Below are 15,089 nucleotides of genomic sequence, written 5' to 3'. Positions count from 1 at the left end.
CCTTAGTTAGTAATTAGTTAAAAAGTGGTCTGTATTGCGGCCAGTGTTTGTAGATTAATATGCCATTGAGAACTGCTACCAATACCGCCCCGCCAATACTAGGAATATCCAGAAAAAGGTGGAAAAGAAGAATGTTCAGGGAAATAGGAACCAATAAGATCAGTGCGAATGCAATCCAGTTTTTTGTAAAAAGGAGCAGGGCTATGAAAATTTCAAGGATTCCGATGATAGGTAACACATATCCAGTTGCAGCCAGAGAACCCATAAAGTCGGCAGCCTGTTCAGGAAGTTGAGGCGTTGGAAGAAAAGGTAACGTGTAAAACTTGTTCAATCCAAAAACTAAAAGAACGAGTCCGAGAAGCACTCGAACCAGGGAGGTAAATTTCGAATTCATATTATCTACAATTTTTTTGGTTACTAACTTTTTGTTGAAAATCCTAAATTACTAAAAAAATGTTAAGCAAAATTAGGATTGTAAAAAAAATAAAAAGTTAATTAACAAAAATGCAATTGAAGGCAAGACACGTAAAAGATTTTTGAAATCAAAATCTTTTGTCAGAGGTATCGAAAAGCATAGATAAAAAAACCGCCATTTCAGGCGGTTTTTATAATAAGGGTAAGTGAAATAATTATTGCGCAGCGACAGTAATCGGGAAGCTTACCTGTATGTCTGTTTCTCCACCAGCGTTAGTAATATTTCCGGCTGACACGCCTTCCGCATTTTTATTGGGTTGGTGTCTAAGAGTTACTGTAAATATGCCGTTTCCTGTTGTAGCATTTGTTGTTAAAGTAAAATTCAAACCAATAGGTTTGCCATTAACATCATTTGGGACAGCATAAGCAGTAGTTGCTAAGGCATTTGAAACCGTAAAGAAAAATTGGTGCTCGTGACCTTCTTCCAGGATTTCTTCTGTGATACTTTCAACTGGAGTTGCTGCTTCGTTAAGCAAACTCAATGTTCCGTTATAAGTGGTGTTTGGTGCCAGATTACCAGATACCGTTACAACCGGAGCATTTGGTCCTTCTGCTCCGTCAAGATCGCGTGAAGTCAGTGTAATCGTCTGTCCGCCTCCCGTTAGCGTGGCAGTAAGTGTAGTGATTACTTCTTCCTCATTTACAGGATTGCTGTCGTCATTGCTACAAGAAGCGCAAAGAGTTATGGCAGCCAAGCCCATTGATAAAAATTTAAATACGTTCATAAGAATAATGGTTTTAAAAGTTTAATAATTTAATTTCATTTGAATTCTGAAATTCCTACCCAATTCATCTGCATAATAGCGTGTCTTGTTGAGGTAATCTCTGTAATTCGTGTTCAAAAGGTTTTGGATATTGAATCCGATGGTCATTTTAGATTTTTTCAAAACATCAAAACTCATTTCGGAGTTAAAATGCAATAGGCTATATCCCTTTGGCGGTCTGCTGATTTTTACCAGAGTGCTGATAGGTTCGCCAGAATCAGTTACATCCACATAAAAGTCATTGTTGGGATAGCGTTGCTGGGTAAATACAGTTTCATTTTTGATTCCCAGCACGAGATGATTCCAGTTCTCCTTTTTAAAACTGATAGTGTTATTAAGGTTCAGCGGAGGCATATCAATCAGCGGCTTGTTGTTTGTAGCATCTTCACCATATACAAAAGCAGCAGTAGAATGCCAGTTCAGGTTTTTGGCAAAATCATAATCTGCTGTGAGGTCAATTCCAAACATTTTTGCATCAACCTGTCGGTATTCCCAGACCGGAAAAGGTCCGCGATTGGACAAGATGATAGTTGTAGGAATCAGGATTTTGAAGTCAGAAATCGTATTGTAATAAGGATTGACTTCAAAGACAAAGCCATCACCAGCATAATGAAGTGCTGTAGATATTTTAAGCGCTACTTCACGTTTCAGCCTCAGGTCGCCAAGCTCAATCTGTCCGGTAGCATGATGCAGCCCATCGCTGAACAATTCTGCCGGATTCGGATTTCTACTGGCAATCCCGATATTGGAAAACCACGTCAGTTTGTCGTTGAGTTGGTATTTAGCGCCAAGGCTTCCTGAAAAATTATGGTAGGTAAAAACAGGATTCGTATACCACTGCTGTCCATCTTCACCAATGATAATATTGCTGAAATCACGGTCATAACCTCGTTCTGTCCATCGTGATTTTAAGTAATATTTCTTGGCATCAATATGGCTGAAATCATAACGGATTCCTGCTTCCAATGCCAGATTCTCATTTGACTGATAACTCGCAATGGCATAAGCACCCGCATCGAATTTGTTGTAATTCGGTATCAGGGCACGTACCTGGGTGTTGCCTGTATTCGCTGCATTGTTTTGATATGCGGCACTGATTCCAGCTTTGTATTTTACTTTTTCAGAAGAATTGGTTTCAAAATCAGCATTAAATGAATGCGTCATCAAGTCGAGGTCTACAGCTGCTTTGTTTCGATCATCACCTCTTCTCAGGTCAAATTCCTTCCGGTTATTGAATTGAAAAGAATACTGTAAAGACAGTTTCGACGCATCAGAGAAAAAGGTATAGTAATTTATTTTTCCCAAATGATGTTGCAATTCTTGTCTCGGAGCATTAATATCATAAGTGAAATCTCTGATTACCTGAGGCTGGCCGCTGTTAATAGCCCGAATCAGGTCAGACATTCCGCTGATGTGTGATGATCTCAATATCCCGATATCGGCATTGAAATAACTGTAGAAAAAACTATAACCGTGATTTTCTCCCTTATAGCCCAGATTTCCGGAAAAATTTTTCTCGCGGTTTCCGGTATTGGAAAGTACATAGTCTGGTGCCTCAAAGTCTCCAAAATATTTGAAAGTGCCCTGAAGGTTCCAGTTCCAGCCATTTTCATAACCTTTGGAAAGTGAGGAAGAAACACTGCCGCCTCGTCCGTTTGTAGCACCGTTAATAATGGTTTTTCCAAAAATAGTGTCCTTTACCGGTATATGGGCAGGTTCTACAATTACTGTTCCGCCAATGGCATCGCCGCCATATTGCAGTCCCGAAGCGCCTTTGATTACGGAAATCTTTCCGGCCGTGTTGACATCCATATTCGGAGCGTGCTCGGTTCCCCATTGCTGGTCTTCGAGACGCACATTGTTGTTGATAATCAGTACACGGCTACTGTGCAATCCATTAATGATTGGCTTGACAATAGTGCTTCCGGTTTTAAGTGACGAGATACCGCTGATTTCCTTAAGTGCGTCGCCCAGGCTCTCGCTGCTGTAGTTCTCGAGCACGTTAGCTTTGAGTTCCTGTGTTGTGGCATTCTTTTCAGAAACCGTTTTTTTGAGTACTACTTCAGACAGTTGCGAGACGTCCGGCTTGAGGGAAATATCCAGTATTCTATCGTTTTGTATGGTAATTATAGTATCTAAAGTCTTATAACCCAGGTATTCAATAGTGACAGGGATATTTCCCTGCGGAATACCGTTTATTACGTAACGGCCGTCAACAGCAGTGGTTGCAAAAAAAGTTCCGGCATGGATGTGGCTCCCTGCCAAAGGTTGTTTTTTCTCGTTGGTTATAGTTCCGCTCAATACATGTTGGGAATATACACGAGTTTGGTTTCCTACCAGGAGGAAAACAAAAAATAAGATATAGCGCATTTTGAAAAAATCTAAAATGATAATTAAGACGTGCTTCAGGATGAAGCCGCCCGAAAGAAGAGCATTGCTCTTTTCGTTAATTAACAGTTAGATGGAGGTCCGCGATGTGAATATAGGCTTCCTGCAAAGAATTCAGCTGATTCTACAGAAGCAAAGTTATAGGCAACTGCCTTAAAAGGGACAAATAAATCAAAAGTGTAGGTTTCTGTCGCGATAAAGCTGCTAAGCGTAAATTCGCAGACAAAACACTTTTCATGATCGTGGTCTAAAGTTTGGATTTTAGTATGGCCATTGTCGTCTGACTGGCTTACTGTTGCTGCTTTTCCGCTTAAGAAATGCTCATAGGAGTGGACAGATTGAAACAGTATTGAAAACAATACTGCAATCATCAAAGAGAGATTTATTATGGCAAACTTCTTCTTCATTCCACTACAAATGTATGAAAGTGAAAAAAAATACCGCCCGTTTTAACAAATTTTATAGTTTGTCAAAACAGGCGGTACCTGAATTTTTATTTCAAAAGTGATTTATACCAAGCCGTTAGCGACCAGATATTCTGCAATTTGAATAGTGTTGGTTGCAGCTCCTTTACGAAGGTTGTCAGCAACAATCCACATATTTAGCGTGTTTGGTTGTGATTCGTCGCGGCGGATTCTTCCCACAAAAACATCATCTTTTCCTTGTGCATAAAGAGGCATCGGATATGTAAACGTATCGGTATTGTCCTGAACAACAATTCCCGGAGTTTCGTGAAGAATTCGTCTTACATCATTTACATCAAAATCATTAGAAAACTCAACATTCACAGCTTCACTATGTCCACCCACGATAGGCACTCTCACAGCCGTAGCGGTTACTGCAATAGTCTTGTCGCTTAATATTTTTTGAGTTTCGCGAACCAATTTCATTTCTTCTTTGGTGTATCCGTTTTCCTCAAAAACATCACATTGTGGGATAGCATTTCTATGGATTTGATATTTATAAGCCATTTCGCCTTTAGTACCCGCATATTCGTTTTCAAGCTGCTGTACTGCTTTTACACCGGTTCCAGTAATTGACTGGTAAGTCGAAACGATAATTCTTTTGATGTTGTATTTTTTATGCAAAGGAGCCAAAGTCAGCACCATTTGTATGGTTGAGCAGTTTGGATTGGCAATAATCTTGTCGTCTTTTGTAAGTTCCGAAGCGTTGATTTCCGGAACAATCAGTTTTTTGTCAGGATGCATTCTCCAGGCCGAAGAGTTGTCGATTACGGTTGTTCCTGCTTCAGCAAATTTTGGAGCCCAGGCCAATGAAGTTTCACCACCGGCAGAAAATAAGGCAATGTCCGGCTTCATTGATACGGCTGTTTCCAATCCTACAACGGCATACTTTTTTCCCTTGAATTCGATTTCTTTACCTATCGATTTTTCCGAAGCTACAGGAATTAATTCGCTTACAGGGAAATTTCTTTCTGCCAAAACTTGAAGCATTACTTCGCCAACCATTCCGGTTGCGCCAACAACAGCAACTCTCATATTCTATTTTTTAAAAGTGGTTAAAACTGATTTATGAATGCAAAAGTAGCTAATAAAGTCATTGAAAAAACGAATTTAAAAAATATAACAAATTGTTATATAAAATTATATTTTATAAAAATACCGCCTGTTTTTCAGGCGGTTTAATTAGAATATATAGTATAGCGGTATTGGCTTATTATGATCTGTTTTTTAATGCATCGCGGATTTCCATCAACAGTTTTTCTTCGTTGGTTGGAGCAGGCGGTGCAGCAGGTGCTTCGGCTTCTTTTTTTCTTGCAGCATTGATACCTTTAACAACTAAGAAAAGAACGAAAGCTACAATAAGGAAGTTGATTACGGCAGAAAGGAACATACCGTATTTTACCGACCCGAAAATAACAAGATCCTCAATTTTGGAAAGGTTCGCAGCTTCAAGAGCCGGTTTTAGCAATAACGGCGTTATCACATCTTCAATAAAAGAACTGACAATTTTTCCAAAAGCGGCACCAATGATGACACCGATAGCTAAGTCTACAACATTGCCTTTTAGCGCAAAGGCTTTAAATTCAGATACCATTCCCATAATTATTTGATTTTAGGATTATTAAATAAATTGGTTTTTGTTACTAGCTAAAGTAGTTAAATATTTTAACATTTCAACGCCAGTTTTTTAAAAAATGTACTATTCTCTGTAAAAAACGCGCTTAACGCGATGCGAAATACCGGTAAGGATTTCATATGGAATGGTTCCCAATTTTTCAGCGATATAAGTAACGTTCGGGTTTTCTCCAAAAATTACTACCGGGTCGCCTTCCATGCAATCGATTGCCGAAACATCTACCATAAGCATATCCATGCAGACACTGCCCACAATAGGTGCTTTCTGGTTTTTGATAAGCACATAGCCAACCTGGTTGCCCCAGCTTCTTCGAATCCCATCAGCATAACCAATCGGTATTGTGGCGATTCGGGTTTCTTTTTCGGCCATGAATCGTCTGCCATAACCAACACTTTCGCCAGATTGTATAGTCCTGATTTGTGAGATTATGGATTTTAAAGTGCCTACGTTTTCTAAATATTTTGTTTCCGACGGATCGTTTGAAATGCCATAAAGTCCTATTCCCAATCGTACCATTCCGTATTGCGCTTCCGGATAATTACTAATTCCGGAAGTGTTGAGGATATGGCGAATTGGCTGTATGGAAAGTTCTTCCATCAATCGGGAAGATAGTTTTTCAAAAAGAGCAATCTGTGATTTCGCAAAATCATGGTGTTCCATGTCGTCGCTGGTTGCCATATGCGAAAGAATACTTTTAACCTGTATGTAGGATGTGCCTCTGAGCGTATCGATCAGCTCCGGAAGATCATTTTCCTGAAAACCAAGTCGGTGCATACCGGTATCCAGTTTGATATGGATTGGAAAATGCTGCAAATTTTTCTGCTCGGCAATTTTCAAAAAGGCTCTTAATCCTTTTATGGAATAAATTTCTGGTTCTAAATGATGTTCGATTATAGCGCCAAAACTGGTGTTTTCCGGATTGAGTACCATAATCGGCAATGTAATCCCGGCACTTTTTAAGGCAATACCTTCGTCGGCAAAGGCAACACCCAGATAATCTACTTTATGATATTCCAGAAGTTTTGCAATTTCAAAACCGCCACTGCCATAACCAAATGCCTTTACCATAACCATAAGTTTGGTTTCAGGTTTTAGCTTTGACCTGAAAAAATTCAGATTGTGGCTGATAGCGTTCAGGTTAATTTCCAAAACCGTTTCATGGGTCTTTTCTTCGAGCAGGGAAGCAATTTTCTCAAATTGGAAAATACGGGCTCCTTTTATCAATATGGTTTCATTGGCGAAATTCAGGTTCTTGAAATCGGCAATCAGTTCATCCGTATTTTTGTAGGTAATGATATTTTTAAAATTGCCAGAATATGTGCCTATTTCTTCTCCCACGCCAATAACACTGTCTATTTTGTTCGAGGCTATAAGTTCCGAAACTCTTTCGTATAAATCGTCTGTAGGCAATCCGCTTTGGAAAATGTCCGAAAGGATGATTGTCTTTTTCTTGTATTGTTTTTGCTGTTCCAGAAAATCCAGGGCAATTCTGAGCGATTGATAATCGGAACTATAACTGTCGTCAATGATTTCAGTGTTGTTAACTCCGTTTTTAACTTTCAGGCGCATTTCTACAGAATACAGAAGTTGTATTCTTTCCTGTATGATTTCAGGCAAGTATCCCAAATAAAGCATTGTCATCAGGCAGCTTATGGCATTTTCAATGGATGCTTTATCCTGAAAAGGAATTACGGCATCAAAAGAAATTTTATCATAAGTAATAGTCAATTGGGTTTTTCCTGTAACCGATTTTTGCGTAATGTATACCGATGCCTGTTTGTCGTCAAGACTCCACGAAAAAGTCTTGATGTCTGATCCGATAAGCGAATCAACAAGAGTGTTCTTTTGGTAAATCAGGACTTCTGAATGTTCAAAAAGACGCAGTTTCTCCTTGATTTTTTCCTGCTGGTTTTGAAAACCTTCATCATGGGCAGAACCTATGTTGGTAAGGATTCCAATAGTAGGCTGGATAATTTTTTCCAGTTTTTCCATTTCATGAATGGTAGAGATACCGGCTTCGAAAATTCCAAGATTATGTTTTTCGTTTATCGAAATTACTGAAAGAGGTACACCAACTTGTGAATTGTAGCTTTTTGGACTTCTGATAATATTATAATCCGGACTTAATAGGAAATTGAGCCATTCCTTTACGATGGTTTTTCCGTTGCTTCCCGTAATCCCAATGATTGGAAAATGGAAGATTTTTCTATAGTAGGAAGCAAAGTCTTGCAATGCCTGTAGCGTATTTTTTACTTCCAGAAAATTAGCCTTGCCTTCCAGACCTTTTGGGATATGATTGACGACAAAGTTACGTACACCTTTATCGATAAGATTCGGAATATAGCTATGTGCGTCATTGTTTTGTCCGGAAAGGGCAAAAAATAAAGTTCCGGAATTGTTTTGCAGCGAACGGCTGTCTATGGAAACATTGTCAATTTCAATGTCTGGATTTCCTGAAAGACGGGCTTGTATCTCAGGAACGATATGTTGAATTTTCAGGCTCAATTTGGTTTCTTTTTTAAAGCTAGGTTAAAGGTAGCGATTTTTTTAGACGATTCGCAGGAAGAATGACTATTGAAAAAGGGAAAAAAGGATGTAATTGTCGTGTCTGAAACGATTATTTGTTTTCTTTCTTTTTGGAAAAATAGCCTTCTTCTTTTTCCTGCAATTCTTTCATTGCATTAAAATAAGCAGCACGGCTCAAAGGTTCATATTCTTCTGTTTCGCCAAGCATGACTAGATTGTCGTTATTGGCTTTTCGGAAACTATAATTGGCAAGATTTCCGGTACGGGTGCAAACGGCATGGACTTTTGTAACATATTCTGCCGTAGCCATAAGAGCAGGCATAGGGCCAAAAGGATTGCCTTTGAAATCCATATCCAGTCCGGCAACAATAACACGGATTCCGGAATTGGCCAGATCATTACAAACGGAAACAATTTCGTCATCAAAAAACTGGGCTTCATCAATGCCTATAACTTCACAGCCTTGAGCCAGAATTCGGATGTTGGCCGCAGCAGGAACCGGAGTTGATCGTATTTCGTTTGAATCGTGCGAAACCACCATTTCGTCATGGTAGCGCGTATCAATCGCAGGCTTGAAAATTTCCACTTTCTGCTTGGCAAATTGCGCCCTTTTCAGACGACGGATAAGCTCTTCGGTCTTTCCCGAAAACATTGAACCGCAGATTACTTCAATCCAGCCAAATTGTTCTTTATGATTTACTGTATTTTCGAGAAACATTTTGTATTTTTCAGCCTTAAAAAGGATTAGTTTTTTTTACTTTGTGCTGAAAACAAATTTATTAAAAAACCCTTGCTTTACTCAATATAATATCAAAAGTTATGAAGAAAAAATTAGAGGCCGAATTAATCAGCATAGCACACAGGATCTTGAAGCTGAAAAATAAATCCGAATTGATTCAACTCCATCAGGAAAGCCAAAAATTGTATGAAAAATTGTCTGTTTTGCTATTTGTAGAAGAGAATTTTACAGGGTCACAACCAACAATCGGTAGGTCTGAGGCTTATGAGATACTGGAGACTGCTTTTGATAATGATGAAGTTGCTGGAAAAGTTGAAATGGATGTGCAGGAAGAAATTGCTTTGGAAGCTGAAAAAACAATAGAAGAAGCACCAAAAGAAGAAGTACAGGAAGAAGAAGCGCTAAAAGAAGAGGAAAAGACAACTGCTGAAGAAATCAAAGAGGCGGAAGAAGAAGTGGCGAATGAGCCGGAATCAGAGCAGGAAAAAGTGGTAGTAGGTGAAATTGAACTTGCAGATGAAGAAATGGAAGAAGAGGAACCTGTTGAGAAAGAAGAGGAAGAAGAAACTGCGATAGAAGAACCCGAAGAAGCTGAGGAAGAAGAAAAAGTTTCTGAAGAAGCAAAAGAAGAATTGGTAGTACCAGCTTTTGAACTGGCTTTTGATAAAAAAGAAGATGTAGAAGAAGTTGCCAAAGAATCTGGACATCAGATTATTTTTGAAGATTTCTTAGGTTCGGATTATAAAGACCTTGAATTTGTAAAGGCAGAAATCGAGGAAAAGCACAAGCACGACCACGATGAAGAACCTGCCGTAGCAGAAACTAAGGAAGAAGTAAAAGAGGAAATTATAGAAGAAGTCAAAGCGCAAGAGCCTGAAAAGGTTGAAGAAACAATTGAAGAAACTCCAAAACCGGCTGTTGAAAAAGTAACCAAAGGAATTACGATTGGACTAAACGACAGGGTTGGTTTTGTAAACCATCTTTTTGGCGGCAGCAATGAAGATTTCAACAGAGTATTGTCTCAGCTGAACACCTTCGATACTTTCCAGGACGCTCAGAATTTTATCGAAGATTTAGTAAAGCCAGACTATAACGAATGGAAAGGCAAGGAAGATTATGCAGAGCGTTTCCTTGAAGTGGTAGAAAACAAGTTTAAATAATCTGGATGTCAAAATTATATTTAGTTCCAACACCTATTGGAAACCTTGAAGATATGACCTTCAGGGCTATAAAAGTCCTGAAGGAAGTCGACCTGATTTTGGCGGAAGATACACGCAACAGCGGCAAACTGCTAAAACATTTTGAGATTGGAACGCACATGCAGAGCCACCATATGCACAACGAGCACAAAACGGTGGAAAATCTGATTGCAAGATTAAAATCTGGCGAAACGATTGCCTTGATTTCGGATGCAGGAACACCTGCTATTTCAGATCCGGGCTTTTTGCTGACACGAGCTTGTGTAGAAAACAATATTGAAGTTGAATGCCTGCCTGGAGCGACAGCTTTTGTGCCGGCTTTGGTCAACAGTGGCCTGCCAAATGACAAGTTTGTTTTTGAAGGTTTTTTGCCGGATAAAAAAGGAAGGCAGACACGTTTTCTGGCTTTGGCAGAAGAAACCCGTACAATGATTTTATATGTTTCACCGCATAAATTAGTCAAGACTTTGGCGGAATTTATCCAGTATTTTGGAGCTGACCGAGCAGTTTCGGTTTCACGCGAATTGACAAAATTGCATGAAGAAACCGTTCGCGGGACAGCTACCGAAGTATTAAAACATTTTGAAGCCAAACCTCCAAAAGGCGAAATCGTTGTTGTTGTTGGAGGAAAAAGCAATAAATAATTTTCTCAGTTTATAACTTTACTGTAAACATTCATGGCAACACACCACGTAACTACAAAATGGCTGGGCGACATGGCTTTTGAAGCTACTAACCCAGGCGGGACAATAAAAATGGATTCAGATCCGGAATATGGCGGACATGACGACGGACTGCGTCCAAAAGCCATGATGTTGGCTTCTTTGGGAGGCTGTACCGGGATCGATATCGCTTCTCTGGTAAAAAAGATGAAAGTCGACATTGATACCTTCACGATTGAAGTGGAAGGCGACCTGACGGAAGAACATCCAAAGTTTTACCATACGGTTCGTGTGGATTACCATTTTTACGGAATGGATCTTGACCAAACAAAACTTCAAAAAATCGTAGACCTATCCGTTGAAAAATATTGCGGCGTGATGGAAATGTTCCGTCATTTTGCAAAAGTAGAAGTCCGAATATTGTATCATTAATAAAGGCACTAAGCTGCTGAGGTACTAAGGTTCTAAGACCTTAGCCGCTTAGTAACTTAGAACCTTAGCACCTTAAAAACATGCGCTGGAACCTTAAACCTACACCCGATTCAGAAAAAATTAAAAGCCTGCAGGATTCCTTAAACATTGATGAACTTATTGCGACGCTACTCCTGCAACGAGGTATTGAAACCTTTGAGCAAGCCAGGCAGTTTTTTCGCCCTAAGCTGGAAGATTTGCACGATCCTTATCTTATGAAAGATATGGACAAGGCAGTGGTCCGTATTGAAAAGGCTATAAACAAGCGAGAAAAAATTCTGGTTTTTGGAGATTATGATGTTGACGGCACTACGGCTGTTTCATTAGTCTCGTCCTATCTGAAAAGCTTTTATCCCAATGTCGATACCTATATTCCTGATCGTTATGATGAGGGTTATGGAGTTTCTTTTAAAGGCATTGATTATGCTGACGACAATGGAATTACCCTGATTATAGCATTAGACTGCGGTATCAAGTCCTTAGATCATGTGGCGTATGCCAAAGAAAAAAACATCGATTTTATTATATGCGACCACCACAGGCCGGGCGATACATTGCCGGATGCGGTTGCTATTTTAGACCCAAAGCGTGCCGATTGCCATTATCCGTATGACGAATTGTGCGGTTGCGGAATTGGTTTTAAGCTATTGCAGGCATTGGCAAAAAACAGAAACCAGAGCATAGAAGATTTACTTCCGTATTTGGATTTGGTGGCTACAGCCATTGGTGCAGATATAGTGCCAATTACTGGTGAGAACAGGGTTTTGGCTAAATTCGGTTTGGAAGTTATCAATTCGGATCCACGGCCGGGTTTTAAGGCAATTACCCAAAACCTCAAGAAAAAAAACCTTACCATTACTGATGTCGTTTTTATATTGGCGCCACGAATAAACGCAGCGGGTAGAATAAAACACGGCAATTATGCAGTCCGATTACTTACCGAATTCGGAATTGAAGAAGCAGAAGCGTTTGCAAAAGAACTGGAAGTTTTTAATGCTGATAGAAAAGAATTAGACAAGCAGATTACTTCGGAGGCTTTACTACAGATTATAGAAAACCAGGAAGAAAACAAATACTCAACAGTCGTATACAAAGAGGACTGGCATAAAGGAGTTATTGGTATTGTGGCTTCACGCCTGATAGAAACCTATTATCGCCCGACTTTAGTTTTTACGAAAAGTGGCGACAAGCTGGCCGCATCGGCGCGTTCTGTCAAAGATTTTGATGTATATAATGCATTGGAAGCCTGTTCCGAATATTTATTGCAATTTGGCGGACATATGTATGCAGCCGGATTGACTTTGGAAGAAGCACAATTTGAGAATTTTAAGGCTCAGTTTGAAAAAGTGATATCGGAAACCATTACGGAAGAGTTAAGAACTCCGGAAATTTTGGTTGATGCTGTAATCAATCTGACAGACATCACTGAAAAGTTTGTCCGCATTTTAAATCAGTTCGAACCTTTCGGACCTATGAATATGATGCCGGTTTTTATGACGGAAAACCTAAAAGATACAGGTTACGGAAAAAGAATTGGCATTGATGAAAGCCACCTGAGGCTTTTTGTAAAGCAAGATGATTCTGATGGATTTGGAGCTATTGGATTTGGAATGGGAAATAAACTTGAACTTACCCAAAATCAACAGCTGTTTGATGCAGTATATTCGATAGAAGAAAACGAATTCAATGGAAACGTGAGCCTGCAACTAAGACTTCGGGATATTAAAAGCAAAGAATAGGATTACACCAAATAAAATATGATAGAAACTTTGCGTCTTTGCGTCTTTGCGAGAAAATAATTGCACGCAAAGACGCCAAAACGCTATGCCTAAACTTTATGAAAATTTAATTTAGAATGATTTTAAATAATTCTTATATTTGTTCGAAACAATTCAGTTATGAAAGAAATCGAGCAAATCTATTTTAATGACTTTGGTGTCGCTTTCCATTGGAAAAAAGAAAAGAAGGTACTGAAAAACAAAGTACAACTGGTTTTTAAGGAAACAGGCTTTTACCTTTCAAAAGAAGAATTGAATTTTTTCGCAGATACGATTGATGCAACTTGCTGCGAGGTCAATGCCAATTGCGATGGATGTGAGTTCAAAAGAAAATGCCATAAATTTTTACTGAAAACACCGGTACAGCAGATCGATTTAGCGGTTTCCGTTAATGAGTTGTTGCAGATTAAAGACTTGGTGGAAGGCACAATTTTCCAAATCCAACTAAAAGATTATTTGGATGAAATCTGCCAGAATTAAGACTTGTATTCTTTTAATTCAAAGGTAGTTCCGTCAAACACTCCGTAAGTGAAATAGCCAATCCAATCGCCCAGATTTATATAGGTAGAATTGTTACCAACTTCTATTGCCATTGGTAAATGCCTGTGGCCAAATACAAAATAATCGTAATGTTTGGTTTCTAGTTTTCGTTTGGAATATAATACGAGCCATTCGTTATCCTCGCCTAAAAAACGAACGTCCTCTGCTCCGGAAATCAATTTGTTTTTTACAGAAAGGTGTTGTGCCAGTTTAACGCCCAAATCAGGATGCAGCCATCTAAAAAGCCATTTTGAAAAAGGATTGGTAAATACTTTTTTCATTCTTTTATAGCCTTTGTCGCCCGGGCCTAATCCATCGCCGTGGCCAATCAAAAAGTGCTTGTCGTTGAATGTGAATTCTTTTGTTGTGTGATAAACGGGAATATTGAGTTCTTTCTCGAAATAATCAGACATCCATAAATCGTGATTGCCTACAAAAAAATAAACCGGAATACCGCTGTCGCGAATTTCTGCCAATTTGCCCAAAACGCGTACAAATCCTTTTGGGACTACTGTTTTGTATTCGAACCAAAAATCAAACAAGTCGCCTAATAGGAATAATGCGGTTGCATCTTTTTTGATTTCATCAAGCCAGGCTACAAATTTTTGTTCTCTTGGAAAACTCAATTCAGGCGTTGGCGCTCCAAAATGCTGGTCGGAAGCAAAATATATTTTAGTGTCTGCCACGTTTATTCAATTAAAATCCAAAGATAAGAAAGATTGCGCACTTAACAGGATATGGTGCTTTCTTCTTTTACCTTCCCCAGATTTCACTTTCAATAACCATCGGGATAACCACACCAATAACAAAAGATGACATGACAAGCGTCCAATCGCGTTTGGAAAAACGGAAAACAGTCTGCACGATGTAAGATAAAATCAAGACGATAAGAACCACAATAATCTGCGCGGCTTCAATACCTAACGCAAATTCGAGCAATGGAAGCAGTTTGTCTGAAGAATTTCCCGGAAGGATGGTATTGAAATAATTCGAAAAGCCCAAACCGTGAATGATTCCGAAGAAAAGCGTTACGATGGCTATAAAGCTGATACTTTCCTTTTTTGAATTTTTTCCGGCAGTAAAAAGATGAAAAACTGCGGTGATTAATATGGTAATTGGAATTAAAAACTCAACAAGATTGACTTTTATCTGGACAAAACCATATACCGAAAGGAGCAAAGCCATAGTATGGCCCACAGTAAAAAGAGAGACTAAAAGCAATACTCTTTTCCAGTCCTTAAAGGCATAGGGAATTGTCAATGCGATTAAAAACAAGACGTGGTCGTAGGCGTTGATGTCTAAAACATGACGTAATCCTGTGTTGAAGTAGATCCAAAACTCAGACATATATAGATTTTTTTGATTGGGATTTCAAACATACGATATATTTTGGAAAGAGTTTATTTCTGTTAAGAAAAGTCAGCAATTTATGCCGTTAAAATAGAAAT

The 15,089-nt window shown here is 39.1% G+C and carries 15 protein-coding genes; 5 read left to right on the top strand and 10 right to left on the bottom strand.

Translation table 11 applies throughout. The annotated features are described in order from the left end of the window. Positions 1-13 precede the first annotated feature (13 nt). The 8 genes from ABH942_RS04060 to ABH942_RS04025 form a co-directional block, all read right to left on the bottom strand. Entirely contained in the window at positions 14-394 is a 381-nt protein-coding gene (locus ABH942_RS04060; protein ID WP_370029698.1) for a DoxX protein, read from the bottom strand. A gap of 235 nt (positions 395-629) precedes the next feature. Then, positions 630-1,199, bottom strand: a complete 570-nt coding sequence (locus tag ABH942_RS04055; RefSeq protein WP_370029697.1) for a type 1 periplasmic binding fold superfamily protein — start codon at positions 1,197-1,199, stop codon at positions 630-632. Between the two features lie 21 nt (positions 1,200-1,220). Then, on the bottom strand, positions 1,221-3,608 hold the full coding sequence (locus tag ABH942_RS04050) for a TonB-dependent receptor (RefSeq protein WP_370029696.1): 2,388 nt from the start codon (positions 3,606-3,608) through the stop codon (positions 1,221-1,223). 80 nt (positions 3,609-3,688) lie between these two features. Further along, positions 3,689-4,033: a hypothetical protein gene (locus tag ABH942_RS04045; protein WP_370029695.1), complete on the bottom strand. Its 345-nt coding sequence runs from the start codon at positions 4,031-4,033 to the stop codon at positions 3,689-3,691. Between the two features lie 102 nt (positions 4,034-4,135). Further along, on the bottom strand, positions 4,136-5,125 hold the full coding sequence (locus ABH942_RS04040; protein ID WP_370029694.1) for an aspartate-semialdehyde dehydrogenase: 990 nt from the start codon (positions 5,123-5,125) through the stop codon (positions 4,136-4,138). Between the two features lie 178 nt (positions 5,126-5,303). Next, positions 5,304-5,690 carry a large conductance mechanosensitive channel protein MscL gene (gene mscL / locus ABH942_RS04035; protein ID WP_140001595.1) on the bottom strand — a complete coding sequence of 129 codons (387 nt, stop codon included), beginning with the start codon at positions 5,688-5,690 and terminating at the stop codon, positions 5,304-5,306. 99 nt (positions 5,691-5,789) lie between these two features. Continuing rightward, entirely contained in the window at positions 5,790-8,231 is a 2,442-nt protein-coding gene (locus ABH942_RS04030) for a bifunctional UDP-N-acetylmuramoyl-tripeptide:D-alanyl-D-alanine ligase/alanine racemase (protein ID WP_370029693.1), read from the bottom strand. 112 nt (positions 8,232-8,343) lie between these two features. Next, entirely contained in the window at positions 8,344-8,970 is a 627-nt protein-coding gene (locus ABH942_RS04025; protein WP_370029692.1) for a thymidine kinase, read from the bottom strand. Positions 8,971-9,071: 101 nt separating this feature from the next. On the opposite strand from ABH942_RS04025, the gene ABH942_RS04020 reads away from it, so the two are divergent. The 5 genes from ABH942_RS04020 (at position 9,072) to ABH942_RS04000 (ending at position 13,581) form a co-directional block, all read left to right on the top strand. Beyond that, positions 9,072-10,151, top strand: coding sequence for a hypothetical protein (locus tag ABH942_RS04020; protein ID WP_370029691.1), 1,080 nt, complete (start codon positions 9,072-9,074; stop codon positions 10,149-10,151). Between the two features lie 5 nt (positions 10,152-10,156). Next, the gene (rsmI, locus tag ABH942_RS04015; RefSeq protein WP_370029690.1) at positions 10,157-10,834 is read left to right on the top strand and encodes a 16S rRNA (cytidine(1402)-2'-O)-methyltransferase; all 678 of its coding nucleotides are present in this window, start codon (positions 10,157-10,159) and stop codon (positions 10,832-10,834) included. 33 nt (positions 10,835-10,867) lie between these two features. Further along, the gene (locus ABH942_RS04010) at positions 10,868-11,284 is read left to right on the top strand and encodes an OsmC family protein (protein WP_370029689.1); all 417 of its coding nucleotides are present in this window, start codon (positions 10,868-10,870) and stop codon (positions 11,282-11,284) included. A gap of 80 nt (positions 11,285-11,364) precedes the next feature. Continuing rightward, on the top strand, positions 11,365-13,062 hold the full coding sequence (recJ, locus tag ABH942_RS04005; RefSeq protein WP_370029688.1) for a single-stranded-DNA-specific exonuclease RecJ: 1,698 nt from the start codon (positions 11,365-11,367) through the stop codon (positions 13,060-13,062). Between the two features lie 159 nt (positions 13,063-13,221). Beyond that, positions 13,222-13,581 carry a hypothetical protein gene (locus ABH942_RS04000; protein ID WP_370029687.1) on the top strand — a complete coding sequence of 120 codons (360 nt, stop codon included), beginning with the start codon at positions 13,222-13,224 and terminating at the stop codon, positions 13,579-13,581. Here the strand turns inward: ABH942_RS04000 and ABH942_RS03995 are convergent. Together ABH942_RS03995 and ABH942_RS03990 are read right to left on the bottom strand one after the other, a co-directional pair. Further along, entirely contained in the window at positions 13,578-14,327 is a 750-nt protein-coding gene (locus ABH942_RS03995; RefSeq protein WP_370029686.1) for a UDP-2,3-diacylglucosamine diphosphatase, read from the bottom strand. The two genes, ABH942_RS04000 and ABH942_RS03995, sit on opposite strands and share 4 nt — an antisense overlap. A 67-nt stretch (positions 14,328-14,394) precedes the next feature. Next, positions 14,395-14,988 carry a HupE/UreJ family protein gene (locus ABH942_RS03990; protein ID WP_140001605.1) on the bottom strand — a complete coding sequence of 198 codons (594 nt, stop codon included), beginning with the start codon at positions 14,986-14,988 and terminating at the stop codon, positions 14,395-14,397. Positions 14,989-15,089 lie beyond the last annotated feature (101 nt).

Origin of the sequence: Flavobacterium sp. 28YEA47A (assembly GCF_041262125.1) — a bacterium.
GTDB lineage: Bacteria > Bacteroidota > Bacteroidia > Flavobacteriales > Flavobacteriaceae > Flavobacterium.
This window is presented reverse-complemented; position numbering and strand designations above follow the sequence as displayed.